Here is a 22,843-nt window from a genome sequence, read left to right as displayed (position 1 = left end):
CCTTGCCATTCGATCCCCACCGCGCGGCCATCCGCTTCGGCACCGGGCTGTCGCCGCTGCTGGCACCGCCCGAGAGCATATCGGCGATGCTGCGTCCGCTCGGCGCGCGCGACGAGATCGCCCGGCAGCTGCCGATCGCGCCCTACGGCGAGGTGCGCCCCTCTCTGGCCGAATGGCAGGCCGCCGCGACCCGGTGGCGCAAGGCGCGCGGCACCGCGCAGGAAAAGTCCGCGCGCGAAGCCTATGACGCGCTGCGCGCCGAGGCGCGGGTGCTGAAGCTGCGCAATTTCACCACCAGCCTCGCGCGCGGCGTCGCGGCCCCCGAAGGGGGGCTGCGCGAACGACTGGTCCGGTTCTGGGCCGATCACTTCACGGTCAGGGCCGACGGGCAGCGCTGGCTGCACCTGGTGACGCCCTTCGTGGAAGAGGCGATCCGGCCGCGCGTCGCGGCGCGGTTCGAGGAGATGCTGATCGCCGTGGTCACGCATCCGGTGATGCTCGCCTATCTCGACCAGGATCGCTCGCTCGGCCCCAACAGCCCCGCCGCCCGGCGCGGCGGCGGTCTCAACGAGAACCTCGCGCGCGAGCTGCTGGAGCTGCACACGGTCGGGGTCGACGGGCCCTACGGCCAGCAGGACGTGCGCGAGCTGGCCGAGCTGCTCACCGGGCTGGGCTGGAACATCGAGCGCGGCATGGAGTATCGCCCCCGGCGCGCCGAACCCGGCGCCGAAACCGTGCTCGGCACCACCTTTTCCGCCCGCTCCGACTTCGGCACCATTCGCGAGGCGCTGCGCATGCTCGCGCGCCACCCGGCGACCGCGCGGCACATGGCGCGGAAAATCGCGGTTCATTTCGTGGCCGACACGCCCGACCCCGCCCTCGTGGCAACGCTCGAGACCGCCTGGCGCGACAGCGACGGCGACCTCTTCGCCGTCACCGCCACGATGCTCGAACATCCCGCCTCGTGGGAGGCGGAGGCCCGCAAGGTCAAGCCGCCCTTCGATTTCGTGCAGTCGAGCCTGCGCGCGCTGGCGGTGCCGTCCCGCCGGATTCTCGAAACCGGCCGGCCCGGCCCCCGCCGGCTGTTCCAGCGGCCGCTCGCGGCGATGGGCCAGGAATGGGAGCGCCCGCTCGGCCCCGACGGCTGGCCCGAGCAGGCCGGGGCCTGGATCACCCCGCCCAACATGGCCGCGCGGATCGACTGGGCCATGACCGTGCCCGGCCGCCTGCTCGACGCCCTGCCCGATCCGCGTGCCTTCGCGGGTGCGGCGGTCGGGCCGGGCCTGCCCGACGCCGTGGCCTTTGCCGCCCGCGCCGCCGAAAGCCGCGGCGAGGCGATCGGCGTGGTGCTCGCCAGCCCCGCCTTCCAGAGGAGATGACCGCATGACCCGGATCGACAGGCGTGGCCTGCTGCGCGGCGGATTGGCGCTGGGCTGCTCGGCCGCCGCGAGCCCGCTGCTGACGCCCATGGCCTTCGCCAGCGCCCCTTGGGAAAACCGGCTGGTGGTGATCGTGCTGCGCGGCGCGATGGACGGGCTCGACGTGGTGCGCCCTTATGGTGACCCGGAGTGGCGCGCCCTGCGCCCGACGCTCGCGGGCGAGGCCGAGACCGGCGCCATCGACGCGGGCTTCTTCGGGCTGCACCCGGCGCTCGACCGGCTGGCGCCGATGTGGGCCGCGGGCGAATTCGGCGCGGTCCATGCCGTCTCCACGCCCTACCGCGACAAGCGCAGCCATTTCGACGGGCAGGACATGCTCGAGGCAGGCACGCCCGGCACGGCGGGCCGCGAAGGCTGGCTCAACCGCATGCTGCAAACGGTGCCGGGGCTGGCGGCCGAAACCGCCTATGCGATCGGCCGCGAGGAGATGCTGATCCTGTCGGGCCGCGCCGCGGCGGCGCGCTGGGCGCCCGAGGCGCAGCTGCGGCTAACGCCGCAGGGGCGGCGGCTGCTCGAACTGGTCAACCACGAGGATCCGCTGTTTCGCGACACCATGATGCAGGCCATGGACATCGTCGATTCGCTCGCCGCCGAAGCGCCGGAGACCGAGGATGCGATGATGGGCGAGACCGCCGGTGATCCGATAATGGGCGAGGCGCTCAAGGGCGATCACGTGCGCCTTGCCAGCTTCGCCGCCTCCCGGCTGCGCGGCGACAGCCGCATCGCGAGCTTTTCGATCAACGGCTGGGACACGCATGAGCGGCAGTCGGCCAGTCTCGGCCGCGCGCTGGAGCGGCTGGGCGACACGCTGCTGACGCTGCGCGACGGGCTCGGCCCCGCCTGGGAGAAGACGGCCGTGCTGTGCATGACCGAGTTCGGCCGCACCGCGCGCGAAAACGGCACCAAGGGGACCGATCACGGCACCGGCGGCGCGATGCTCTATGCCGGCGGGGCGCTGCGCGGCGGGCGGGTGCTGGGCGATTGGCCCGGCCTGTCCGAAGCGGCGCTCTACGACCGGCGCGATCTCATGCCCACCCGCGATCTGCGCGCCCATGCGGGCTGGGTGATGCGCGGCCTGTTCGGGCTCGACCGCTCGGTGATCGAGGCGGCGGTGTTCCCCGGGCTTGATCTGGGCGCCGATCCGGGGCTTCTGGGCTAGAGCGGCGCGGGCTCGGCCAGCCGCTCCTCCACCAGCGCCGACAGCCGCGCGAGCGCCGGGCCGAAGCCCTTTTCCCCGCGCGCCGCGGCCAGCGCCTCGGCCGCCTCGCACAAGGGCGCGTCGCCCGCGCTTCGGGCCACGCCGCCGAGAAACTGCCCGATATAGACGATCTCGCGCTCGGCGGGGCAGGCGCTGCGCATCAGCTGCGCGGCAAGCGACAGGTCGTCGCGAAAGGCCACGCGGTCGGGGGCCACCACCTCCTGCGGCAAAAGCCGCGGCCCGCCGGGCTGCCGGTCGGTCGGCACATGCGCCAGCAGCGCCGCCTGGAACTCGTCGAGCCGGGCGATGGGCTTGGCGATGAAGCCGTCCGCCCCCGCCGCGACCGCCGGATGCGCCCCGTCAGGGTCGCCCGAGGTGGCGAGCAGGATGTCGATGCGCGGTGTGGCCTGCGCCAGCTCGACGATCAGCTCGATCCCCGATCCGTCCGGCAGGCCCAGGTCGACGATCACCGTATCGGGCCGGTAGACCCGTAGGTGGCGTCGCGCGTTGTGCAGGCTGTCGGCCCGGCGGATCCGCGCGCCCGAGCGCAGGCACAACAGGCGCATCGCTTCGCAGGCGAAGCGGCTGTCCTCGACCAGCAGCACGGTCATCCCCATCAGGGGGCGGTCCACGGTGGGCGCACGGGCGCCGGGAAAGGCGACGTTGATGGGCATCGGGGCCTCCTGAGAGATCGGCGGGGCCCAACCGGCCCCGCGACACATCTTGGCCCGAGTTGGTAAATCCCGTCTTAAGCCGCGACGATCCGCGCGGTTGCGCCGCCCGCCCCGGGCCGCCATATCGCCCCTACGCCAAAGGGAGACCCGTCATGATCGGCCGCCTCAACCACGTCGCAATCGTCGTGCCCGACCTCGATGCCGCCGCCGCGCGCTATGCGGGGCCTCTGGGCGCGCATGTCAGCGCGCCGCAGGACCTGCCCGATCACGGGGTCCGCGTCGTCTTCGTGGAGCTGCCCAACAGCAAGATCGAGCTGATGGAGCCTTTGGGCGAGGCCTCGCCCGTCGCCGGGTTTCTCGCCAAGTCGCCCTCGGGGGGCATGCATCACCTGTGCTACGAGGTGGAGGACATCCACGCCGCGCGCGACCGGCTGGTGGCCGAGGGCGCGCGGGTGCTGGGCGACGGCAACCCCAGGACCGGCGCGCATGGCAAGCCGGTGCTGTTTTTGCACCCCAAGGATTTCGACGGCTGCCTGATCGAGATCGAACAGGTCTGAGGAGACCCGAAATGACCATCACCGCCGCCCTCGTGCTCTTTGCCGTGACATGGTTCATGGTGTTCTTCGTCGTGCTGCCGCTCAGGCTGGTGACCCAGGGCGACGCGGGCGAGACGGTGCCCGGCACCCATGCCTCCGCCCCTGCCGACTTCAAGCTCGGCCGCAAGGTGAAGGTCACCTCGCTCTGGGCCATCCCGATCTGGGCCGCGCTTTCGGCCTTCATCCTGTGGGGCGGTGTCACCGTGCGCGACATCGATGTGTTCGACCGCATGGCCCCCGCCAACGGCCCGCTGGTCAGCGAGTAGCCGCCCGCCGCCGCGCCAGCCGGTGGTAGAGATGGGTGAAGGTCGCCGCCCCCAGCACCGGCACCAGCAGGTTCACCACCGGCACCGTCAGCGGCAGCGCCATCAGGCAGCCCGCCCCCCAGATCCGCAGCGGATGACGCTTGCGCATCGTCCGCGCCCCGACCCGCCCCTCGCGCCGCATCGCCGCGACCTGGAAATATTCCCGGCCCAGAAGCCAGCCGTTGACCCCGTAGAACAGGAAGGGGGCGGCGGGCGGAAAGGCGAGGCTCGCGGCGAAGGCCGCGATGTTGCCCAGCACCAGCACCGCGAGAAAGGCGAAGGTGTCGCGGATCTGGTCGGCCAGTGGCACGGATCGCGCGGGCGGCAGGCCGGGGTAATGCTTCGCCTCGACCGCATCGGCCACCTCTTCGAGAAAGAAGCCGCTCATCATCGAGGCCACGGGCAGCATCAGGATCACCGACAGGCCGAGCATCAGCAGGAGCGACCCCCAGCCCAGCGCATCGTCGATCCATGCGACCTCGCCGATGAGCGGCAGCGTCACATGCTCGGGCGCAAACACCCCGACCAGCGCCAGAAGCCCCGCGTAGAGCGCGACCAGAAGTCCTGCCGACAGCCCGATGCCGAGCCACAGCACCCGGCGAAAGCGCGGATCGACCATCTGCGCCAGAGCGCGGGCGAAATCCGTCAGGATCATGCCTCGCGCCACTCGGTCAGGGCATCCACCTCCGGGCGGGGACGCTCGGGCGCGGGCTTGGTCTCGGTGCCGATATGGATGAAGCCCGCGACGCTTTCACCGTCCTTCAGTCCAAGCCCCTCGCGGCAGAACTCCGCGTCATGGCTGGCCCAGCCCGAGAGCCAGTTCGCACCCCAGCCCGACGCCAGCGCGGCGTTCAGGAGCGACAGGCAGACGCAGGCGGCGGAGTGGATCTGCTCGATCCGGGGCACCTTGTCCGAGGCCTTCGGCGACGAGATCACCGCGACCGCGAGATCGGCGTCGCGGAACTGCGCCACGGCCTTGTCGCGCTTGGCCGCATCAAGGCCCAGCGCCTCGGCCCGCGCGCCCGCCAGCCCGGCCAGCCGCGCCAGCGCGGGCTTTTCGAGCACGATGAGCCGCCAGGGCTCCAGCTTGCCGTGATCGGGCACGCGCAGCGCGGCGGTGAGCAGCGGGCGCAGTTCTTCGCGCGAAGGGGCCGGCGCGGTCAGGGTCTTGGCGGGGCGGGAGCGGCGCGTCAGCAGGAAGTCGAGCGCCTGGGGGTTGGGTGCGGGCATGTCGTCTCCGGCGGGAATGGCAATCGCGCCCTTCCTGCCGCAGATCGCGGGCCGGGGAAAGACGGGGCTCCGATCCCCCCGTTCAGTTTCCCGTTCAGAGCCCCAGCGGCAGGATCATCGCCGCCGCGGCGATCGACAGGCCGAGCGGGTAGCGCCCGCGCGCGCGCAGGCTTTCCCACTGCGACTCCGGCCCGCCCGCGATACGGCGCACCCCCATCAGCAGCAGCGCGCCCGCCAGCATCGTGGCCGAAAGCAGCATCGCGAAATCGGGCAGCGCCGCGGGCGGCACCAGCGGCACCAGAACGGCGAGCATCTTCACGTCGCCGCCACCCATCACCCCCATGGCAAAGAGCGCCAGACCGGCAAGGAACACCGCCCCGCCCGCGATCAGCCGGGGCGCCAGATCGGGCATCAGCCCGGCCAGAGCGCAGCCGAGACCCAAAAGCGCCACGGCACCGACGAGCGTGTTGGAGATGCGCATGTGGCGCAGGTCGGTCCAGATCATCGCCGCCATCAGCGGCGCGGCGAGGATCAGCGGCAGATCGTCCATGGCGGGGCTCCGAAGCTGGTGCGATTCCGCCCACCCTGCCCGGCCCAGACGCCACGAGTAGGTCGAGGGCGGGGCGCGATCATGGCATCGCGCCCCGCCCCTTCCGGCTCAGCCGTCGATTTCGGCCGAGCTGGCCCAGAGGTTGATCTGCTCCTCGTCGGCGTATTGGTCGATCTGCTTCAGCTCGTCATCGGTGAATTCGAGGTTGCCCACCGCGCCGACGCAATCGATGACCTGGGAGGGCTTCGAGGCGCCGATCAGCGCGGTGGTGATGCCGCCGCCCCGCAGCACCCAGGCGATGGCCATCTGCGCCAGCGTCTGGCCGCGGCCTTCGGCGATCTCGTTGAGCTTGCGGATGTTGCCGATCGCCTTCTCGCTCAGCATCGAGGGAAAGAGCGACTTGTCCTGCGCCGCGCGGCTGTCCTCGGGGATGCCGCCGAGATATTTCCTGGTCAGCATGCCCTGCGCCAGCGGGGTGAAGGCGATGGAGCCGATGCCGAGCTCGGTCAGCGTGTCCTTGAGCCCGTCGCGCTCGACCCAGCGGTTGAGCATGTTGTAGCTCGGCTGGTGGATCAGGCAGGGCGTGCCGAGATCCCTGAGGATCGCCGCTGCCTCGCGGGTGCGCTCGGAATTGTAGGAGGAGATGCCGACATAGAGCGCGCGGCCCGAGCGCACGATGTGATCTAGCGCGCCCATCGTCTCCTCGAGCGGGGTGTCGGGGTCGAAGCGGTGGCTGTAGAAGATGTCGACGTAGTCGAGCCCCATCCGCTCGAGCGACTGGTCGCACGACGCGATGAGATACTTGCGGCTGCCCCATTCGCCGTAGGGGCCGGGCCACATGTCGTAGCCCGCCTTGGAGGAGATGATCAGCTCGTCGCGGTAGCCCGCGAAATCGGTGCGCAGGATCTCTCCGAAAGCGGTCTCGGCCGCGCCCGGCTCGGGGCCGTAGTTGTTGGCGAGGTCGAAATGCGTGATGCCGTGGTCGAAGGCGGTGCGGCAGATGTCGCGCTTGGTCTGGTGCGGCGTGTCGTCGCCGAAATTGTGCCACAGCCCGAGGCTGACGGCGGGCAGCTTGAGGCCGGAGCGGCCACAGCGGCGATAGGCCATCCGCTCGTAGCGGTCGGCGGCAGGGGTATAGCTCATGCGAAGGATCTCCTCTTGGCCGAGACCGTTCCCGCCCCCGGCATCGGGCCGGAGCCTATGCCGGGGCTTCGCCCGGTGTCAAACCGGCCTCAGGCGGGCCTGGCCGCGGGTTTCTCCTTCTTGTCCTGCCGGTCGCTTTCGCTGTCGTCGGCCTTGGCCGCCGGGTCGCCCGACAGGAAGGAGCCGAAGGCCCTGAGCGAGGGGATATGGTCACAGACCGCCTTGACCACCACGAGGAAGGGCACCGCCAGCACCGCGCCGGGCACGCCCCACAGCCAGATCCAGAAGGCCACCGTGACGAAGACCGAAACGATGTTGAGCTCCAGCCTGCGCCCGACCAGCATCGGGGTGACGAAGTTGCCCTCGATCGCGGTGAGCGAGAAATAGGCCAGCGGCACCAGAAGCGCGTAAGGCACGCTGTCGAAGCTCACCAGCGCAAAGGCGCCCGCGGCGGCGGTGCCGATGATCGCGCCGATGAAGGGCATGAAGTTCAAGAGGAAGGCCAGCGTGCCCCAGACATGCGGCATCGGCAGGCCGATGATCCACAGCGCCGTGCCGATCGCGAGGCCGAGGCCCGCGTTGATCACGGTGATCGCGCCGAGATAGCGCGAGATCTGCTTTTCCACGTCGCGCACGATGGTCAGCGCGCGCTTCTTGTCGTGCAGCTTGGGCGAGGCTTCGACGATGCGGCGGTGGTAGAAATCGCCCGAGGCGAGCAGGAACAGCGTCAGGATCATCGCCGCGACGAGAGACGAGCCGATCGAGGCAACGCTGCCCACCGCCGAGGGGATCGGGCCGGACTGGTCGACCACCACCTCCATCTTCTCGTCCGTGGCGCCGGCGGCGTCGGCCATCTCGGTCACCTGTTCGCCGACCTCGCGGATCGAGGCGAGCCGGTCCATCAGCCCGGCGAGCTTGACCTGCACCTCCGTGCCGATCTGCGGGGCGCGCGCTGCCATCTCACCGATCGGCCCCGAGAGGAAATACCCCGCGATGGCAAAGGCCAGCCCGATCGCCAGCATCAGGAGCACCGCGCTGATCCCCGGCGGGATGCCGATGCGCTGCAACCCGCGCACCGCAGGGCGCAGGGTCAGCGTCAACAGGAGCGCCAGGACGATCGGCAAGAGCACGTCGCGGGCGAAATAGGTCGCGGTGAACATCGCCAGAAGAAAGGTGCACAGCATCAGGCGGCGGATCTTGCGCAGCTCCGACAGCCCCTGCTCGGTGTGGTCGAGATAGGGGTCTCGGGGCGCGTCGTCATCCGGCACGGCCACGCCGCGCGTATCGCTGTTCGCCACCGCAGATGCTCCTTCATGCGCAATGCCGTCCAACGTCAGCGCGCGAAGGGCGGTTCCGCATGGGCCCCGATTGCTACGCAGCGTCGCCACGCGTATGAGGGGGCCGATCGCAGACAGGAGTTCCCCGATGGCCAGCTACCAGTACGTCTATCACATGGATGGGGTGTCCAAGACCTATCCCGGCGGCAAGAAGACATTCGAGAACATCCGGCTGAACTTCCTGCCCGGCGTGAAGATCGGCGTGGTCGGCGTCAACGGCGCTGGTAAATCCACCCTGCTCAAGATCATGGCCGGCATCGACAAGGATTTCCAGGGCGAGGCCTGGGCCGCCGAGGGCGCGCGCGTGGGCTACCTGCCCCAGGAGCCCAAGCTCGACGAGACCAAGACCGTGCGCGAAAACGTCATGCTCGGCGTCGCCGAAAAGCAGGCGGTGCTGGAGCGCTACAACGAGCTGGCGATGAACTACTCGGACGAGACCGCCGAGGAGATGGCCAAGCTGCAGGACGACATCGACGCGCAGAACCTGTGGGATCTCGACGCGCAGATCGACGTCGCGATGGAGGCGCTGCGCTGCCCGCCCGACGATGCCGACGTCTCCACCCTTTCGGGCGGCGAGGCGCGCCGCGTGGCGCTGTGCAAGCTCCTGCTCGAAGCGCCCGACATGCTGCTCCTTGACGAGCCGACCAACCACCTCGACGCCGAGACCATTGCCTGGCTGCAAAACCACCTGATCGAGTACAAGGGCACGATCCTCGTCGTCACCCACGACCGCTACTTCCTCGATGATATCACCTCCTGGATCCTCGAGCTCGACCGCGGTCGGGGCATCCCCTACGAGGGCAATTATTCCAGCTGGCTGGAGCAGAAGGCCAAACGGCTGGAGCAGGAAAGCCGCGAGGACAAGTCCAAGCAGAACACGCTGCAGCGCGAGCTCGAGTGGATGCGGCAGGGCCAGAAGGCACGGCAGGCCAAATCCAAGGCCCGGATCGCGGCCTATGAGGAGCTGGCAAGCCAGTCCGAGCGCGAGCGCGTCGGCAAGGCCCAGATCGTCATCCCCAACGGCCCGCGTCTGGGCGGCAAGGTGATCGAGGTCGAAGGCCTCAAGAAGGCGATGGGCGACAAGCTCCTGATCGAGGATCTGGAGTTCTCGCTGCCGCCGGGCGGCATCGTCGGCGTGATCGGCCCCAACGGCGCGGGCAAGTCGACGCTGTTCAAGATGCTCACCGGGCAGGAGCAGCCCGACGAGGGCCGAATCGAGTTCGGCGACACGGTGAAGCTCTCCTACGTCGACCAGAGCCGCGACGACCTCGAGCCCGACGCCACCGTTTGGGAGGCGATCTCGGGCGGCGCGGAGGTGATCGAGCTGGGCGACGCCTCGATGAACTCCCGCGCCTATTGCGGCGCCTTCAACTTCAAGGGCGGCGACCAGCAGAAGAAGGTCAGCCTGCTGTCGGGCGGCGAGCGCAACCGCGTGCACATGGCGCGGCTGCTCAAGGACGGCGGCAACGTGCTGCTGCTCGACGAGCCGACCAACGACCTCGACGTCGAGACGCTGCGCGCGCTCGAAGACGCGCTCGTCGATTTCGCGGGCTGCGCGGTGGTGATCAGCCACGACCGCTTCTTCCTCGACCGGATCTGCACCCATATCCTCGCCTTCGAAGGCGAGGCGCATGTCGAGTGGTTCCAGGGCAACTTCGAGGATTACGAGGAGGACAAGAAGCGCCGCCTCGGGGCCGATGCGCTGGAGCCCAAGAGGGTCAAGTTCAAGAAGTTCACCCGCTGAGGAGACTGCGGGCGAGGTGATTCCCGCCCGTCCCATGCCGCGCCGTTCGGCACATCGCGGGGCAAGGCATGGGCATGGGCGGGGATCCGCCGCCCTGCCCTGCCGCACCGAATTGTCTTGCCTTTGTGCACGTCCGAGCGCATACGCCCCCTTGCGAACGTTATTCCCTCGACCACTGTTCTCCGTCACTGGCTGCAGTTCTCTCGATGCGACACTGACCAAGCCGGGCTGCCACAGTTTCGTGGGCAGCGCATGACAGGAGATCACACGATGGCCACTGGCACCGTGAAATGGTTCAACACCACCAAAGGCTTCGGCTTCATTGCTCCCGATGGCGGCAGCAAGGACGTCTTCGTCCACATCTCGGCCGTCGAGCGTTCGGGCCTCACCGGCCTGCGTGACGACCAGAAAGTCAGCTTCGACATCGAATCCGGCCGTGACGGCCGTGAGTCGGCTGTGAACCTGCAGCTCGCCTGATCGTCCTTCGATCTGCGACACCGACCAACGCCCCGGCCGCGACAGCGTCCGGGGCGTTTTGGTCACGCGGGTGGCTTGCCTCGCCGCATGCCGGTGAATTCACCACCAGGCAACCCTTGCCACGGTATCATCTTCTGCGAACCCCGATCAGGCCATATTGCTGCCGGATTCGGGCACGAGAGTCGAAAGACATCGCAGGAGAGAACACATGGGTACGATCTTCATCCTTCTCGGAAGTCTCGTCGGTTTCACCGCCGCGGTGATCTCGGTCGCCACCGGCGCCTTGCCGCTGCTCACCGGGCTGGCGCTCTGGATCGCGTCCGGGCCGGTCTCTGCGCTGATCTTCGTGCTGATCGTACCGATGCTGCGCACCCTGCGCCGCGCCGGCATGAACCATCGCCTCGCCTGAACGAGGCGTCCCCCGCCGGGCCTGACCCCGGCGCGCCGAACCATCGCCGCCTTGCGCGGGCCGCGGTCAGTCCACCTCCCACAGCTCGTCGTCCCGGCAGGCGCCAAAGGCGATCCAGGCCACGCGCAGCCGCGCGATCCGGCTGTCGCTCCAGGTGCGCACCCGCAGCGTGAACCCCGTCGCGCCGATCTCCTCCGATGCCAGGTCGAGTCGCATTGCCGCGGTCTCGGAAATGTCCCACATGGTCACCCCGAGATGCACCAGCGGCGGCATGGAAAAGGGCACCGAAAAGGCGATCGGGCTGCGCACCTCGCGGGTGCCCGTCCCGGCCCACATCGGCCCGTCATTCTCGAAATCCGAAAACGGCATCACCTCGCCCTGATCGATGCCGAAGCGGCCTTGCAGATATTGCACCATCGCCTTCCCCTCCCCCGGAACGCGAAAAGGCCCCGCTTGCGCGGGGCCTTTCGTTTGCCTAAGTCCAATCGGTCAAAAATTGGGCTGCTTCGGGTCGAGCCCGATATGCGTGCCCACCGCGACCATGTCGGCGAGAAGCTTCGCCGTATCGTCCACCGGTCCCGGCTCGTTCTCGAACTTCGCCTGCGCGTCACGATGCGCCGAAGCGAACTCCTCGATCATGTCCTCGTAGACCTCCTGCGTGACCTCGCCGCGCGGATGCGCGCGCTCGGCCAGCACGGAGACGCTGTCGGGGCCGATCTCGGCGAAGCCGCCGGAGATCACGTAGTCGTCGGTGCCGCCCTGATGCACGACCTGCAGCAGGCCGGGACGCAGGGTGGTGATGGTGGGCGTGTGGCCCGCCATCGCCGTCAGGTCACCATCGGTGCCCGGAACGCGCACCTCGGTCGCCGTCACGGAAGCGAGCTTCCGTTCCGGGCTGACCAGGTCGAATTGCAGCGTGTCGGCCATGAAGCCCTCCTATCAGGCCGCCGAAGCGGCCATTTTCTCGGCCTTGGCCTTCACGTCCTCGATGCCGCCGACCATGTAGAAGGCCGATTCCGGCAGGTGGTCGTATTCGCCGGCAACGACCGCCTTGAAGGACGAGATGGTCTCTTCGAGCGGCACCTGGATGCCGTCGGAACCGGTGAACACCTTGGCCACGTCGAAGGGCTGCGACAGGAAGCGCTGGATCTTGCGCGCGCGCGACACCGTCAGCTTGTCCTCTTCCGACAGCTCGTCCATGCCGAGGATGGCGATGATGTCCTGAAGCGACTTGTAGCGCTGCAGGATGCCCTGCACGTCGCGCGCCACCTGGTAGTGCTCCTCGCCGACGACGCCCGGATCCATCAGGCGCGAGGTCGAATCGAGCGGGTCCACCGCCGGGTAGATGCCGAGCTCGGAGATCGCGCGGTTGAGCACGGTGGTCGCATCGAGGTGCGCGAACGAGGTGGCCGGCGCGGGGTCGGTCAGGTCGTCAGCCGGCACGTAGATCGCCTGGACGCTCGTGATCGAGCCGTTCTTGGTCGAGGTGATCCGCTCCTGCAGCGCGCCCATGTCGGTCGCCAGCGTCGGCTGGTAGCCCACGGCCGAGGGGATGCGGCCCAGAAGCGCCGACACCTCGGAACCCGCCTGGGTGAAGCGGAAGATGTTGTCGACGAAGAACAGCACGTCGGTGCCGGACTGGTCGCGGAACTGCTCGGCCAGGGTCAGGCCGGTCAGGGCGACGCGGGCGCGCGCACCCGGCGGCTCGTTCATCTGGCCGTAGACCAGCGCCACCTGGCTCTCGCCGAGGGCGTCGGGCTTGATGACGTTGGATTCGATCATCTCGTGGTAGAGATCGTTGCCCTCACGGGTCCGCTCGCCCACGCCGGCGAAGACGGAGTAGCCCGAGTGCACCTTGGCGATGTTGTTGATCAGTTCCATGATGAGCACGGTCTTGCCCACCCCGGCGCCGCCGAACAGGCCGATCTTGCCGCCCTTGGCGTAGGGCGCCAGCAGGTCGATGACCTTGATGCCGGTGACGAGGATCTCGGACGAGGTCGACTGCTCGGCGAAGGTCGGCGCGTCGGCGTGGATCGGACGGGTCTCGCTCGCCTCGACCGGGCCCTTCTCGTCGATCGGCTCGCCGATGACGTTGAGGATGCGCCCCAGCGTCGCGTCGCCCACCGGCACCGAGATCGGCTTGCCGGTGTCGAGCACGGTCGCGCCGCGCACGAGACCCTCGGTCGCGTCCATCGCGATGGTGCGGACGGTGTTCTCGCCAAGATGCTGGGCCACTTCGAGAACCAGCTTCTTGCCGTTGTTTTCCGTGGTCAGGGCGTTGAGGATCTCCGGCAGGTGATCCCCGAACTGCACGTCCACGACGGCGCCGATGACCTGGGTCACTTTGCCTTGTGCTGCTGCCATGTGTTGTACTCCGGTTCTCTCTTTAGAGCGCTTCGGCGCCCGAAATGATTTCGATCAGCTCGTTGGTGATGACCGCCTGACGCGAGCGGTTGTACTCGATCGTCAGCTTGTCGATCATCTCGCCCGCGTTGCGGGTCGCGTTGTCCATCGCGCTCATCCGGGCACCCTGCTCGGACGCTGCGTTCTCGAGCAGCGCCGCGAAGATCTGCGTCGCGACACCGCGCGGCAGCAGATCCGCGAGAATTTCCTCCTCGCCGGGCTCGTAGTCGTAAAGCGCCGTGTCGGCCTCGTCCCCGCCCTCGAAATGGGCCGGGATGATCTGCTGCGCGGTCGGGATCTGGGTGATCACGTTCTGGAACCGCGCGTAGAAGATCGTCGCCACGTCGAACTCCTCCGCCTCGAAGCGGCCGAGCACGTCGCGCGCGATGTCCTGCGCGTTGGCATAGCCCACGCGCTTGACCTCGGTGAGATCGACGTGACCCACGAAGTGATCGCCATAGTCACGGCGCATCATCTCGCGGCCCTTCTTGCCGACGGTGAGGATCTTCACCGTCTTGCCCTGCGCCAGCAGCTCGCTGGCCCGGATGCGCGCCTTGCGCACGATCGAGCCGTTGAAGCCGCCGCAGAGCCCGCGCTCGGCGGTCATGACGACGAGCAGGTGCACGTCCTCGCGGCCGGTGCCGGCAAGGAGCCGGGGCGCCCCGTCGGAGCCGCCCACGGAGGAGGCGAGCCCGGCCATCACGGCGTCGAACCGCTCGGCATAGGGGCGCGCCGCTTCGGCGGCATCCTGGGCGCGGCGGAGCTTTGCCGCCGCGACCATCTGCATCGCCTTGGTGATCTTGCGGGTCGATTTGACCGACGCGATCCGGTTCTTGAGGTCCTTCAGACTAGGCATCGGCCAGCCTCCCTAGTTCCGTGGCTGGTTTCAGGCGAAGTCCTTGGCGTAGGCGTCGATCGCCTTGCTCAGGCGGGCCTGCGCATCGCCCTTGATCTTCGGATCCTCGTTGGTGATCCAGTCCAGCAGCTCGCGGTCGTTGGTGCGCAGATGCTTGAGCAGGCCCTGCTCGAACCGGCCGACGTCCTTGACGGCGATCTTGTCGAGGTAGCCCTGCGTGCCGGCGAAGATCACGCAGACGATCTCGGCGTTGGTCAGCGGCGAGTACTGCGGCTGCTTCATCAGCTCGGTCAGACGCGCGCCACGGTTCAGCAGCTGCTGGGTCGAGGCGTCGAGGTCGGAGCCGAACTGCGCGAAGGCGGCCATTTCGCGGTACTGGGCGAGCTCGAGCTTCACCGGGCCCGCGACCGATTTCATCGCGTTGGTCTGGGCCGAGGAGCCCACGCGGCTCACCGACAGACCGGTGTTCACCGCCGGGCGGATGCCCTGGTAGAACAGCTCGGTCTCGAGGAAGATCTGGCCGTCGGTGATCGAGATCACGTTGGTCGGGATGAAGGCCGACACGTCGCCGCCCTGCGTTTCGATGATCGGCAGCGCGGTCAGCGAGCCTGCGCCATGATCCTCGTTGAGCTTGGCCGAACGCTCCAGCAGGCGCGAGTGGAGGTAGAACACGTCGCCCGGGTAGGCTTCGCGGCCCGGCGGGCGGCGCAGCAGCAGCGACATCTGGCGGTACGACACGGCCTGCTTGGAGAGGTCATCGTAGATGATGAGCGCGTGCTTGCCGTTGTCGCGGAAGTACTCGGCCATGGCGGTCGCGGCGTAGGGCGCCAGGAACTGCATGGGGGCCGGGTCCGAGGCGGTGGCGGCCACGACGATCGAATATTCGATCGCGCCGGTCTCTTCGAGCTTCTTCACCAGCTGCGCCACGGTCGAGCGCTTCTGACCGATGGCGACGTAGATGCAGTAGAGCTTCTTGCTCTCATCGGCGCCGGCGGCGTCGTTGTAGTTCTTCTGGTTGAGCACGGTGTCGAGCGCCACGGCGGTCTTGCCGGTCTGGCGGTCGCCGATGATCAGCTCGCGCTGGCCGCGGCCGATCGGGATCATGGCGTCGATCGACTTGATGCCGGTCGGCATCGGCTCGTGCACCGATTTGCGCGGGATGATGCCCGGCGCCTTGACGTCGGCGACGCGGCGCTCGGAGCCGTCGATCGGGCCCTTGCCGTCGAGCGGGTTGCCCAGGCCGTCCACGACGCGGCCCAGCAGGCCCATGCCGGCGGGGACGTCCACGATCGAGTTGGTACGCTTGACGACGTCGCCTTCGCGGATGTCGCGGTCGGAGCCGAAGATCACGCAGCCGACGTTGTCGTTCTCGAGGTTGAGCGCCATGCCCTGGATGCCGCCCGGGAATTCGACCATCTCACCGGCCTGGACGTTGTCGAGGCCGTGGACACGCGCGATGCCGTCACCGACGGAGAGCACGCGACCAACCTCGGCGACCTCGGCCTCCTGGCCGAAATTCTTGATCTGGTCCTTCAGGATCGCGGAGATTTCCGCAGCTTGGATCGCCATTATCCGACCTCTTTCATGGTGTTCTGGAGTGCCTGGAGCTTCGAGCGGATCGAGGTGTCGATCATCTTCGAGCCCAGCTTGACGACGAGACCGCCGATGAGGCTTTCATCCACGGTCTGATTGATCTTCACCTCGCGGCCGGCGCTCTCCTTGAGCGCGGCGGCCAGCGCCGATTTCTGTTTGTCGGAGAGCGCCTTGGCGGTCGTGACGTCGGCGGTCACCTCGCCGCGCGCCTCGGCCAGCTTCTCGTCGAGCGCGCGCAGCATCTGCGGCAGCGCGAAGAGACGGCGCTTGGAGGCCATGAGGCCGAGCACGTTGGTGGTGGTCTGCGCCAGGCCCATCTTCTTGGCGATGGCCGAGATCGCACGGCCCTGGTCGTCGCGGCTGTAGACCGGCGAGGAGATCAGGTCGCGGAACTCCGCGCTTTCGGCCAGCGCCGCGCGCAGCGCGTCGACATCCGACGTCAGGGCGGCGAGATCGTCGCCCTCCCGCGCCAGGTCGAACACGGCCGTGGCATAGCGCTGTGCGATGCCGGTTGAGATCGATGCTGGTTCGGACACGTCCACCCTTCCGCAGTCTTGGGCCCGGACATTCCGCGCCGGAAAACTGGCGACGGTCGGGCAGCTTGCAAGGCCCTCGCGCGGGCGAAGGCCGTCAAAATCAGGGGCGATGTAGCAGAGCTACCCGGGTGTCGCAACCGCCTTGAAGCCTCTCTCACGCAGCGTGCGGCCCATGCCCGCCTGCCCCGGCGGGGTGTGACATTTCGCCCCTGCCCTCGCGGCCCGCGCCCGGCAGATGCTGCCCGCGCCTTGCGGAATCGGGCTCAGCCGCGGCGCGAGGGTTCGGGCACCGGCGCGCCGATCCCCTCGAGCACCCGCAAAGGGCGTTTCACGGCCGAGGTCAGCCCCGGGCGGGTCGGCGCCGTCACCTGCTTGGAGGCCTCGACCATCAGCACGCCGCCGGTGTTGAGCACCGGCATGTGCCGCCCCGCCTTTTCCAGAAGCGCCGCCGAGCGGCGCCAGCCGCGCCGCAGGCTTGGCGGACGGTAGAGCGCCGAGATCGCCCGTTCGGTGACGAAGCGGTGCCCGCGCAGCTGCGCCTCGAGCTGGCCCAGCGAATAGGGCCGCCCGTAGCCGAAGGGTGTGGCATCCGAACGCGACCACAGCCCCGCGCGGTTGGGCACCACGAAGACCGCCCGCCCCCCCGGCCCCAGCGCGCGCCAGCATTCGTCGAGCAGCGCGCCCGCATGTTCCGAGGTCTCCAGCCCGTGCATCAGCACAAGCCGGTCCACCTGCCCGGTGCGGATCGGCCAGAGCGTCTCCTCGCACAGCACCGAGACATTGGGTTGGCCCGCGGGCCAGGGCATCACCCCCTGTGGCCCCGGCATCAGCCCGATCACCCGGCGCGCCTGTGCGAGATAGGGGCGCAGCAGCGGCACCGCGAAGCCGTAGCCCGCCACCGTCTGCCCCTGCACATGCGGCACGGGCCACCATTCGACGAGCTGGTCGCGGATCACCTTCTGCGCCGCGCGTCCCAGCGCGCTGCGATAATAGAAATTGCGCAGGTCGAGCACGTCGAGATGCATTGCGGTCCTGCGGTCCTCTACCCAGAATTCACGAGCCGGTGACGGACGCCGGTCTAGCTGCGTGCTACCATAGCAACCAAAACACGGGTGCCGCCATGCCTCTCGAACTTCTCACCGTTCCGTGCCTCTCGGACAACTATGCCTTTCTGCTGCATGATGCCGCTTCGGGGCGCACCGCTCTGGTCGATGCCCCCGAGGCCGCGCCGATCCGCGCCGCGCTCGATGCGCATGGCTGGGTGCTGTCGGACATCCTGATCACCCACCACCACGACGACCACGTGGCGGGGCTTGGAGAACTGCGCGACGGCGCGCGCGTGATCGGGGCCGCCGCCGACGCGCACCGCCTGCCGCCGCTCGACCTCGCCGTCTCGCCCGGCGATCCGCTCGAGGTCCTCGACCAGACGGTCGAGGTGATCGACGTGCCGGGCCACACGATCGGGCATGTCGCCTTCCACTTCGCACAGGACCACATGGCCTTCACCGCCGACAGCCTGATGGCGCTCGGCTGCGGGCGGCTGTTCGAGGGAACGCCCGAACAGATGTGGGACAGCCTGCGCCGCCTGCGCGACCTGCCGGGCCAGACGCTGATCTGCTCGGGCCACGAATACACCGAGACCAATGCGCGCTTCGCGCTCACCATCGAGCCCGACAACGCCGATCTGCAGGCCCGCGCCGCGGCCATCGCCCAAGCCCGCGCCGAAGGCCGGCCCACCGTGCCCTCGCGCCTGTCCGAGGAGCGGGCGACCAACCCCTTCCTGCGCGCCGATGCGCCCGAATTGCAACGCGCCCTGGGATTCGAAGGCGAGGCGGCTGCCAAGGTCTTTGCGGAGATCCGGGGGAGAAAAGATCGCTTCTGATCCATTCCGCTGCGTCGTCGCAACGGATCGTGAGGTCTTGGCATGCAAAACACACAGCTGCGTGACGTCGCACCGTTACGGACATGGTTTTTGCGAGTTTTAACTTGAAGCGCGGCCGATAAACCCGATCTTTGAATATAGAGGCCACGGTCTTGGCGGGTCACCCAACCGCCCGGACCCCCGATCAGAGGAGCACATCATCGTGCCGTCTTTTTCGACCACTCTCGAGCAGTCCATCCACGCGGCGCTGGCTCTGGCCAATGCCCGCCGCCATGAGCTCGCGACCCTCGAACACCTCCTGCTGGCCCTGATCGAAGAGCCCGACGCCGCCCGCGTGATGCGCGCCTGCGCCGTCGATCTCGAAGAGCTGCGCAAGTCGCTCGAGGATTTCATCGAGGATGATCTCTCCACCCTCGTCACCGACGTGGACGGCTCCGAAGCCGTGCCCACCGCCGCCTTCCAGCGCGTGATTCAGCGCGCCGCGATCCATGTGCAGTCCTCGGGCCGCACCGAGGTCACCGGCGCCAACGTGCTCGTCGCGATCTTCGCCGAGCGCGAGAGCAACGCCGCCTATTTCCTGCAAGAGCAGGACATGACCCGCTACGACGCGGTCAACTTCATCGCCCATGGCCAGGCCAAGGACCCGGCCTTCGGCGAAAGCCGCCCCATCACCGGTGCGGCCGAAAAGGACGAGGAAGACACCGCCTCCGCCAGCTCCGGCGGGTCGAGCGAGGAAAAGGACTCCGCGCTCGCGAAATACTGCGTCGATCTCAACGCCAAGTCGCGCAAGGGCGATGTCGATCCGCTGATCGGCCGTGAGCACGAGGTCGAGCGTTGCATCCAGGTGCTCTGCCGCCGCCGCAAGAACAACCCGCTGCTCGTGGGCGATCCGGGCGTCGGCAAGACCGCCATCGCCGAGGGCCTCGCCTGGAAGATCGTCGAAGGCGCGGTGCCCGAGGTGCTCTCGGGCGCCACGATCTACAGCCTCGACATGGGCGCGCTGCTGGCCGGCACCCGCTACCGCGGCGATTTCGAGGAGCGTCTGAAGGCGGTGATGACCGAGATGGAGAACCACCCCGACGCGGTGCTCTTCATCGACGAGATCCACACCGTGATCGGCGCGGGCGCCACCTCTGGCGGCGCTATGGATGCCTCCAACCTGCTGAAGCCGGCGCTGCAGGGCGGCAAGCTGCGCTGCATGGGGTCGACCACCTACAAGGAGTTCCGCCAGCACTTCGAAAAGGACCGCGCGCTGAGCCGCCGGTTCCAGAAGATTGACGTGAACGAGCCTTCGGTCGATGACGCGGTGAAGATCCTCAAGGGGCTCAAGCCCTATTTCGAGGATCACCACCAGATCAAGTACACCGCCGACGCGATCAAGACCGCGGTGGAGCTTTCGGCGCGCTACATCAACGACCGCAAGCTGCCCGACAAGGCGATCGACGTGATCGACGAGGCGGGTGCCGCGCAGCATCTCGTGGCCGAGAGCAAGCGGCGCAAGACCATAGGCGCCAAGGAGATCGAGGCGGTGATCGCCAAGATCGCCCGCATCCCGCCCAAGAACGTCTCCAAGGACGACGCCGAGGTGCTCAAGGATCTGGAGCCGACCCTGAAGCGCGTGGTCTTCGGCCAGGATGCCGCGATCACGGCGCTGTCTTCGGCGATCAAGCTGGCCCGCGCCGGCCTGCGCGAGCCGGAAAAGCCGATCGGCAACTACCTCTTCGCCGGCCCCACCGGCGTCGGCAAGACCGAGGTGGCCAAGCAGCTCAGCCAGACGCTGGGTGTCGAGATGCTGCGCTTCGACATGTCGGAATACATGGAGAAGCACGCGGTCAGCCGCCTGATCGGCGCGCCTCCGGGCTATGTCGGCTTCGACCAGGGCGGGCTTCTGACCGATGGCGTCGACCAGCATCCGCATTGCGTGCTGCTGCTCGACGAGATCGAGAAGGCGCATCCGGACGTGTTCAACATCCTTCTGCAGGTGATGGACCACGGCAAGCTCACGGATCACAACGGCCGGGCGGTGGATTTCCGCAACGTGATCCTGATCATGACCTCGAACGCCGGGGCCGCCGAACAGGCCAAGGAAGCGATCGGCTTTGGCCGGGCGCGGCGCGAGGGCGAGGACACGGCCGCGATCGAGCGGACCTTCACGCCCGAATTCCGCAACCGTCTCGACGCGGTGATCTCGTTTGCGCCGCTGGCGCCCGAGACGATCATCTCGGTGGTCGAGAAGTTCGTGCTGCAGCTCGAGGCGCAGCTGATGGACCGTAATGTCCATATCGAGCTCACGCGCGAAGCCGGCGAATGGCTGGCCGAAAAGGGCTACGATGAGAAGATGGGCGCGCGCCCGCTGGGCCGGGTGATCCAGGAGCACATCAAGAAGCCGCTCGCCGAGGAGCTTCTGTTCGGCCAGCTGACCAAGGGCGGTCTCGTCCGGGTCGGCGTGAAGGACGACAAGATCGAGCTCAGCTTCGAACAGCCCGGTGCCAAGCGGCTCTCGGGCGACCGGCCGCCGCTGCTCACGGCGGAATGACGCCACTCCGCTGATCCCTTGTGACAGGCGCGGCCCCCGACCGGGGGCCGCGCTTTTCGTTTGGCACGTTTTCGCCTGCGCGCGATCCGCACCCGAGCGGCGACTGGCCTGGTGACTCCGGCTGCGCCACTGTGCGGCCACGACCCGCAGCCGGAGTTACACGATGCCCGCCATGCCTTCTCCGACCGCCCTGCCCCGCGCCGCCGCGCTTTTGCTGCTGCTGCCATCCGCCGCCGCCGCGCAGGAGACGCCCTTCCGCCTCGTCCTGCCGATCGATTGCGTGCTGGGCGAGGAGTGCGCCGTGCAGAACTACGTCGATGCCGACCCGGGGGTGGAGGCGCGCGATTACGCCTGCGGCCCGCTGAGCTATGACGGCCACAAGGGCACCGATTTCCGCCTGCCGACCATCGCGCAGCAGGCCGAGGGCGTCGAGGTGCGCGCGGCGGCGGCGGGGGTCGTGCTCGGCCTGCGCGACGAGATGCCCGACATCCTGCAAGGCTGGGAGGGCGCGCCGGAGTTGGACGGGCGCGATTGCGGCAATGGCGTCACCATCGGCCATGAGAACGGCTGGGAGACGCAGTATTGCCACATGGCGCAGGGGTCGATCGCGGTCGCGGTCGGCCAGCGCGTCGCCGCCGGCGACCGGCTGGGCGAGGTCGGCCTGTCGGGACAGAGCCAGTTTCCGCATCTGCACTTCGCTGTGCGTCGCAATGATGCGGTGGTCGATCCCTTCGACCCCGAGGACCGCGTCGCATGCGGTGCCGCCGAGCAGACGCTGTGGGAGACGCCGCCCGATTACCTGCCCGGCGGGCTGCTCGATGCGGGCTTCGCGTCCGGCGTGCCCGATTATCTCGACCTGCAGCGCGGCACCGCCGAACAGGAGGTCCGCAGCGACGCGCCGCTGGTGCTCTGGGGCTTCGTCTTTGGCGGCCGGGCGGGCGATGTCATGCACCTCGTGGTCGAGGGACCGCAGGGCCGGGTCGTCGATCAGGAGATGCCGCTGGAAAAGACCCAGGCGCAGCTGTTTCGCGCCAGCGGGCGACGCGCGCCCGAAGGGGGCTGGCCCATCGGCACCTATGAGGGGCAGGTGACGCTCCTGCGCGACGGCGCGCCCCTCTCTGAGCGGCGGGCCACGCTTTCGCTCGAAGAATGAGCCCTAGCGCTCGGTCAGCTTGAGCTCGATCCGCCGGTTGCGGGCCCGCGCCTCAGCCGTGCCCGACGGATCGAGCGGCTGGTATTCGCCAAAGCCGTTGGCCGCGAGCCGCTGGGGCGGAATGCCCTCCTCCTCGCTCATGTAGCGCACGACCGACAAGGCCCGCGCCTGGCTCAGCTCCCAGTTGTCGGCGTAGCGCCCGCCGCGGATCGGGATGTCGTCAGTATGGCCATCGACGCGGATTACCCAGTCGATGCCATCTGGTATCTCCGCCGCGATCCGGCGCAGCAGTGCCGCCACCTTGGCGATCTCGGCCTTGCCCGCCTCCGACAGCGTCGCCTCGCCCTGGCCGAACAGCACTTCGGAGGAGAAGACGAAGCGGTCCCCCGCGATGCGCACCCCCTCCTCGCCCTCCAGCATGCCGCGCAGCTCGCCGAAGAAATCCGAGCGGTAGCGCTCCAGATTCTCGGCCTCGGCGGCAAGCCTTGCGGCCTCCTCCTCCAGCCGGCGGCGCTCCTCTTCCTCGAGCTCGCGGCGGCGGCGCTCCTCGGCGGCGGCGCGGGCCAGCGCGGTGTTTAGACGGCGGCCCAGATCCTCGATCTCGGCCTCCGCCACGGCCTCGCTCGTTTCAGCCTGCCCCAGCAGGCCACGCAGCTCGGCCACGTCCTCGCGCAGAGCCGCGACCTGCGCATTGAGCGCCGCGACCCGGCGCTGCTGTGCCGCCGAGGCGCTTTCGCCCTCGGCCAGCGCGGCGCGCGCCGTCGCCAGAAGCGCGGCGCGGC

General features: G+C 68.6%; 24 protein-coding genes. 10 read left to right on the top strand and 14 right to left on the bottom strand.

Annotated features, from left to right (window positions below):
• Positions 1-2 precede the first annotated feature (2 nt).
• Positions 3-1,379, top strand: coding sequence for a DUF1800 domain-containing protein (locus tag NHG85_RS18395; protein WP_253335160.1), 1,377 nt, complete (start codon positions 3-5; stop codon positions 1,377-1,379).
• A 4-nt stretch (positions 1,380-1,383) separates the two neighbouring features.
• Positions 1,384-2,598: a DUF1501 domain-containing protein gene (locus tag NHG85_RS18390; RefSeq protein ID WP_253335158.1), complete on the top strand. Its 1,215-nt coding sequence runs from the start codon at positions 1,384-1,386 to the stop codon at positions 2,596-2,598.
• Here NHG85_RS18390 and NHG85_RS18385 read toward each other — a convergent pair.
• Positions 2,595-3,311 carry a response regulator gene (locus NHG85_RS18385; RefSeq protein WP_253335156.1) on the bottom strand — a complete coding sequence of 239 codons (717 nt, stop codon included), beginning with the start codon at positions 3,309-3,311 and terminating at the stop codon, positions 2,595-2,597. The two genes, NHG85_RS18390 and NHG85_RS18385, sit on opposite strands and share 4 nt — an antisense overlap.
• A 152-nt stretch (positions 3,312-3,463) precedes the next feature.
• On the opposite strand from NHG85_RS18385, the gene mce reads away from it, so the two are divergent.
• Positions 3,464-3,868 carry a methylmalonyl-CoA epimerase gene (gene mce, locus NHG85_RS18380; protein WP_253335154.1) on the top strand — a complete coding sequence of 135 codons (405 nt, stop codon included), beginning with the start codon at positions 3,464-3,466 and terminating at the stop codon, positions 3,866-3,868.
• An 11-nt stretch (positions 3,869-3,879) separates the two neighbouring features.
• Positions 3,880-4,173, top strand: coding sequence for a DUF1467 family protein (locus tag NHG85_RS18375; RefSeq protein ID WP_253335152.1), 294 nt, complete (start codon positions 3,880-3,882; stop codon positions 4,171-4,173).
• On the opposite strand, the gene NHG85_RS18370 is transcribed toward NHG85_RS18375, so the two are convergent.
• The 5 genes from NHG85_RS18370 to NHG85_RS18350 all read right to left on the bottom strand — a co-directional run bounded on the left by NHG85_RS18370 (position 4,163) and on the right by NHG85_RS18350 (position 8,433).
• Complete coding sequence (locus tag NHG85_RS18370) at positions 4,163-4,867, bottom strand: EI24 domain-containing protein (RefSeq protein WP_253335150.1); 705 nt, start codon at positions 4,865-4,867, stop codon at positions 4,163-4,165. The genes NHG85_RS18375 and NHG85_RS18370 overlap by 11 nt on opposite strands.
• The gene (locus NHG85_RS18365) at positions 4,864-5,442 is read right to left on the bottom strand and encodes a nitroreductase family protein (protein WP_253335148.1); all 579 of its coding nucleotides are present in this window, start codon (positions 5,440-5,442) and stop codon (positions 4,864-4,866) included. Before NHG85_RS18365 ends, NHG85_RS18370 begins: the two co-directional genes overlap by 4 nt.
• A 94-nt stretch (positions 5,443-5,536) precedes the next feature.
• Complete coding sequence (locus tag NHG85_RS18360; protein ID WP_253335146.1) at positions 5,537-5,992, bottom strand: A24 family peptidase; 456 nt, start codon at positions 5,990-5,992, stop codon at positions 5,537-5,539.
• Between the two features lie 108 nt (positions 5,993-6,100).
• On the bottom strand, positions 6,101-7,135 hold the full coding sequence (gene mgrA / locus NHG85_RS18355; RefSeq protein WP_253335145.1) for an L-glyceraldehyde 3-phosphate reductase: 1,035 nt from the start codon (positions 7,133-7,135) through the stop codon (positions 6,101-6,103).
• 89 nt (positions 7,136-7,224) lie between these two features.
• Complete coding sequence (locus NHG85_RS18350) at positions 7,225-8,433, bottom strand: AI-2E family transporter (RefSeq protein WP_253335144.1); 1,209 nt, start codon at positions 8,431-8,433, stop codon at positions 7,225-7,227.
• A 127-nt stretch (positions 8,434-8,560) separates the two neighbouring features.
• Here NHG85_RS18350 and ettA point away from each other — a divergent pair, with 127 nt between their 5' ends.
• The 3 genes from ettA (at position 8,561) to NHG85_RS18335 (ending at position 11,102) form a co-directional block, all read left to right on the top strand.
• Positions 8,561-10,216 carry an energy-dependent translational throttle protein EttA gene (gene ettA / locus NHG85_RS18345; RefSeq protein ID WP_253335143.1) on the top strand — a complete coding sequence of 552 codons (1,656 nt, stop codon included), beginning with the start codon at positions 8,561-8,563 and terminating at the stop codon, positions 10,214-10,216.
• Between the two features lie 270 nt (positions 10,217-10,486).
• The gene (locus NHG85_RS18340) at positions 10,487-10,693 is read left to right on the top strand and encodes a cold-shock protein (protein ID WP_253335142.1); all 207 of its coding nucleotides are present in this window, start codon (positions 10,487-10,489) and stop codon (positions 10,691-10,693) included.
• A 208-nt stretch (positions 10,694-10,901) separates the two neighbouring features.
• Entirely contained in the window at positions 10,902-11,102 is a 201-nt protein-coding gene (locus tag NHG85_RS18335; RefSeq protein ID WP_253335141.1) for a hypothetical protein, read from the top strand.
• 66 nt (positions 11,103-11,168) lie between these two features.
• Here NHG85_RS18335 and NHG85_RS18330 read toward each other — a convergent pair whose 3' ends face one another.
• The 7 genes from NHG85_RS18330 to NHG85_RS18300 form a co-directional block, all read right to left on the bottom strand.
• Complete coding sequence (locus tag NHG85_RS18330; protein ID WP_253335139.1) at positions 11,169-11,519, bottom strand: H-type lectin domain-containing protein; 351 nt, start codon at positions 11,517-11,519, stop codon at positions 11,169-11,171.
• Positions 11,520-11,591: 72 nt separating this feature from the next.
• On the bottom strand, positions 11,592-12,029 hold the full coding sequence (locus NHG85_RS18325) for a F0F1 ATP synthase subunit epsilon (protein WP_253335137.1): 438 nt from the start codon (positions 12,027-12,029) through the stop codon (positions 11,592-11,594).
• A 12-nt stretch (positions 12,030-12,041) separates the two neighbouring features.
• Positions 12,042-13,466, bottom strand: a complete 1,425-nt coding sequence (atpD, locus tag NHG85_RS18320) for a F0F1 ATP synthase subunit beta (protein WP_253335135.1) — start codon at positions 13,464-13,466, stop codon at positions 12,042-12,044.
• Between the two features lie 22 nt (positions 13,467-13,488).
• Positions 13,489-14,361 carry a F0F1 ATP synthase subunit gamma gene (locus NHG85_RS18315; RefSeq protein ID WP_253335133.1) on the bottom strand — a complete coding sequence of 291 codons (873 nt, stop codon included), beginning with the start codon at positions 14,359-14,361 and terminating at the stop codon, positions 13,489-13,491.
• A 30-nt stretch (positions 14,362-14,391) separates the two neighbouring features.
• Complete coding sequence (gene atpA / locus NHG85_RS18310) at positions 14,392-15,930, bottom strand: F0F1 ATP synthase subunit alpha (RefSeq protein ID WP_253335131.1); 1,539 nt, start codon at positions 15,928-15,930, stop codon at positions 14,392-14,394.
• Positions 15,930-16,496: a F0F1 ATP synthase subunit delta gene (locus tag NHG85_RS18305; RefSeq protein ID WP_253335129.1), complete on the bottom strand. Its 567-nt coding sequence runs from the start codon at positions 16,494-16,496 to the stop codon at positions 15,930-15,932. The genes atpA and NHG85_RS18305 overlap by 1 nt, the downstream gene beginning before the upstream one ends.
• Before the next feature lie 257 nt (positions 16,497-16,753).
• A complete protein-coding gene (locus NHG85_RS18300; protein WP_253335127.1) occupies positions 16,754-17,515 on the bottom strand; it encodes a hypothetical protein in 762 nt (253 codons plus the stop codon).
• Positions 17,516-17,610: 95 nt separating this feature from the next.
• Here NHG85_RS18300 and gloB point away from each other — a divergent pair, with 95 nt between their 5' ends.
• From gloB to NHG85_RS18285, 3 genes are all read left to right on the top strand, one after another.
• Entirely contained in the window at positions 17,611-18,372 is a 762-nt protein-coding gene (gene gloB, locus NHG85_RS18295) for a hydroxyacylglutathione hydrolase (RefSeq protein ID WP_253335125.1), read from the top strand.
• A gap of 202 nt (positions 18,373-18,574) precedes the next feature.
• Positions 18,575-20,908, top strand: a complete 2,334-nt coding sequence (clpA, locus tag NHG85_RS18290) for an ATP-dependent Clp protease ATP-binding subunit ClpA (protein ID WP_253335123.1) — start codon at positions 18,575-18,577, stop codon at positions 20,906-20,908.
• 172 nt (positions 20,909-21,080) lie between these two features.
• Positions 21,081-22,061 (top strand): M23 family metallopeptidase, encoded by a 981-nt coding sequence (locus NHG85_RS18285; protein ID WP_253335121.1) that lies wholly within the window; start codon positions 21,081-21,083, stop codon positions 22,059-22,061.
• Positions 22,062-22,064: 3 nt separating this feature from the next.
• Here NHG85_RS18285 and NHG85_RS18280 read toward each other — a convergent pair.
• A partial coding sequence (locus NHG85_RS18280) for a peptidoglycan -binding protein (RefSeq protein ID WP_253335119.1) occupies positions 22,065-22,843 on the bottom strand: 779 nt, incomplete at its 5' end.

The organism is Limimaricola litoreus (assembly GCF_024159025.1).
Taxonomy (GTDB): Bacteria; Pseudomonadota; Alphaproteobacteria; order Rhodobacterales; family Rhodobacteraceae; genus Limimaricola; species Limimaricola litoreus.
The sequence above is the reverse complement of the archived record's forward strand: the minus strand, read 5'-3'. Positions and strand labels throughout refer to the sequence as shown.

Excerpts from the sequence above, each read along its gene's own strand:
- NHG85_RS18370 (WP_253335150.1), bottom strand. The coding sequence starts at position 4,867 with ATGATCCTGACGGATTTCGCCCGCGCTCTGGCGCAGATGGTCGATCCG.
- NHG85_RS18365 (WP_253335148.1), bottom strand. The coding sequence starts at position 5,442 with ATGCCCGCACCCAACCCCCAGGCGCTCGACTTCCTGCTGACGCGCCGC.
- atpA (WP_253335131.1), bottom strand. The coding sequence starts at position 15,930 with ATGGCGATCCAAGCTGCGGAAATCTCCGCGATCCTGAAGGACCAGATC.
- NHG85_RS18300 (WP_253335127.1), bottom strand. The coding sequence starts at position 17,515 with ATGCATCTCGACGTGCTCGACCTGCGCAATTTCTATTATCGCAGCGCG.
- mgrA (WP_253335145.1), bottom strand. The coding sequence starts at position 7,135 with ATGAGCTATACCCCTGCCGCCGACCGCTACGAGCGGATGGCCTATCGC.
- NHG85_RS18330 (WP_253335139.1), bottom strand. The coding sequence starts at position 11,519 with ATGGTGCAATATCTGCAAGGCCGCTTCGGCATCGATCAGGGCGAGGTG.
- ettA (WP_253335143.1), top strand. The coding sequence starts at position 8,561 with ATGGCCAGCTACCAGTACGTCTATCACATGGATGGGGTGTCCAAGACC.
- NHG85_RS18390 (WP_253335158.1), top strand. The coding sequence starts at position 1,384 with ATGACCCGGATCGACAGGCGTGGCCTGCTGCGCGGCGGATTGGCGCTG.
- mce (WP_253335154.1), top strand. The coding sequence starts at position 3,464 with ATGATCGGCCGCCTCAACCACGTCGCAATCGTCGTGCCCGACCTCGAT.
- NHG85_RS18360 (WP_253335146.1), bottom strand. The coding sequence starts at position 5,992 with ATGGACGATCTGCCGCTGATCCTCGCCGCGCCGCTGATGGCGGCGATG.
- NHG85_RS18325 (WP_253335137.1), bottom strand. The coding sequence starts at position 12,029 with ATGGCCGACACGCTGCAATTCGACCTGGTCAGCCCGGAACGGAAGCTC.
- NHG85_RS18315 (WP_253335133.1), bottom strand. The coding sequence starts at position 14,361 with ATGCCTAGTCTGAAGGACCTCAAGAACCGGATCGCGTCGGTCAAATCG.
- NHG85_RS18340 (WP_253335142.1), top strand. The coding sequence starts at position 10,487 with ATGGCCACTGGCACCGTGAAATGGTTCAACACCACCAAAGGCTTCGGC.
- NHG85_RS18375 (WP_253335152.1), top strand. The coding sequence starts at position 3,880 with ATGACCATCACCGCCGCCCTCGTGCTCTTTGCCGTGACATGGTTCATG.
- NHG85_RS18385 (WP_253335156.1), bottom strand. The coding sequence starts at position 3,311 with ATGCCCATCAACGTCGCCTTTCCCGGCGCCCGTGCGCCCACCGTGGAC.
- atpD (WP_253335135.1), bottom strand. The coding sequence starts at position 13,466 with ATGGCAGCAGCACAAGGCAAAGTGACCCAGGTCATCGGCGCCGTCGTG.
- NHG85_RS18285 (WP_253335121.1), top strand. The coding sequence starts at position 21,081 with ATGCCTTCTCCGACCGCCCTGCCCCGCGCCGCCGCGCTTTTGCTGCTG.
- gloB (WP_253335125.1), top strand. The coding sequence starts at position 17,611 with ATGCCTCTCGAACTTCTCACCGTTCCGTGCCTCTCGGACAACTATGCC.
- NHG85_RS18335 (WP_253335141.1), top strand. The coding sequence starts at position 10,902 with ATGGGTACGATCTTCATCCTTCTCGGAAGTCTCGTCGGTTTCACCGCC.